Raw genomic sequence first — 1417 nt, 5'->3', positions numbered from 1 at the left:
TCGCACAGGGCTTCGCGGCGGGGCAGGGTGGGCCAGGCCTCGCCGATCTCGCGGTCGATGTGGAAGAGGTTGGCCTCGGCGGCGTCGATCAGGATCAGCTGGGCGCAGCCGCTGGCGGCGATCTGACGGCACAGTTCCGAGCCGATGCTGCCGCCGGCCCCGGTGACCAGCACCCGGCGACCGGCCACCAGGGCGCGGACGGGTTCGGGGTCGAGCCGGACAGGCGCACGGCTGAGCAGTTCCTCCAGCCCGATCTCGCGCAGGGCGGCCCCGGCATGGCCCATCTCGACGACGCCGTGCTGGCGCAGCAGGCGCACGCCCTCGGACTTCAGCCGGCCCAGCCGCTCGGCTCCGAAGGCCGGCATCGGAGTCTCGCCCAGGAACAGCACGGCCGCCGGCGACAGGCCGCCGTCGCGCAGCTGGGCCAGGACGGTGTCGAACTCGTCAATCGAGCCCAGCACGCAGACCCCGCGCAACTCGTCGCCGGTATCGCGGGCCTCGGGGGTGAGGATGCCGACCGGGCTGTAACGCTCGCCCAGGCCGGCGGGCGCGCGCAGGAACTCCTCGGCCTCGGCGGCGCTGCCGACGATCAGCAGGCGCGGCCGGGCCGGATGGGCAGGGGCCGGGCGCAGGGTCAGGACCGAACTGAACAGCACCCGCTCATGCAGGGCGCGACGGCCGATCCGCAGGCCCGACAGCAGGGCGACCAGGATCACCAGGGCCCCGCCCAGGGTGCGCAGGCCGCCGGCCAGGTCCGGCGCGACCAGCCGGGCGACGAGGGCGAAGGTCAGGACCGTCAGCAGGGCCGAGCGGACCAGTCGCAGCATGTCGCTGGCCGCCACGAACCGCCACGGCGCACGTTCGACTCCGAACAGCAGCTCGACCAGCAGGGCGCAGCCGGCAAACAGGGCCGCATGGGCCAGGGGCATGACCCCGAACGGGCTCTGGCCGGTGGCCAGGGTCTGGGCCGCGAGCAGGGCAAGGAAGGCCAGCAAGACGTGCGTGGCGATCTTTCCGACGCGACCCATACGAAACTTCTCTCGCCCTGGCGCCCGGTCAAACCCCCGGACAGACCTGCGATTAGCACGGCGACGGCGGCGCGTCGCGGGTCTGGCGGCTCAGGCGCGGCCCAGCGGCAGCACCTGCACCAGATCGCCCGCCTCGGCGGCACCGGCATGGGCCGGGCGGGTCATCAGGGCATTGGCCCGCGCGAAGACCCCGATCAGCGACGAGTCCTGATCGCCGAACGGCTCGGCGACGGCGCGGCCCTCGGCATCCAGGCTCAGCGACGCCCGCATCCAGTGGGCACGGGGGCCGTTGCCGGGCAGGGGGCGGGCCAGGCGCGCGGCGATCATCGGCAGGGCGGGGTCTGTGCCGCTCAGGGCCGCCAGCAGCGGCCGCAGGAACAGCTCGGCGC

Annotated in this window: 1 protein-coding gene and 1 pseudogene; both read right to left on the bottom strand. The window is 74.3% G+C overall.

Annotated features, from left to right (window positions below):
- The coding region (locus tag DBR10_RS20215) for a nucleoside-diphosphate sugar epimerase/dehydratase (protein ID WP_233243448.1) at positions 1-1028 on the bottom strand (1028 nt) is incomplete at its 3' end.
- 90 nt (positions 1029-1118) lie between these two features.
- Positions 1119-1417: pseudogene (locus DBR10_RS16235) on the bottom strand (gephyrin-like molybdotransferase Glp); the annotation flags it as partial.

Source organism: Caulobacter sp. HMWF025, assembly GCF_003060965.1.
Taxonomy (GTDB): domain Bacteria; phylum Pseudomonadota; class Alphaproteobacteria; order Caulobacterales; family Caulobacteraceae; genus Caulobacter.
The sequence above is the reverse complement of the archived record's forward strand: the minus strand, read 5'-3'. Positions and strand labels throughout refer to the sequence as shown.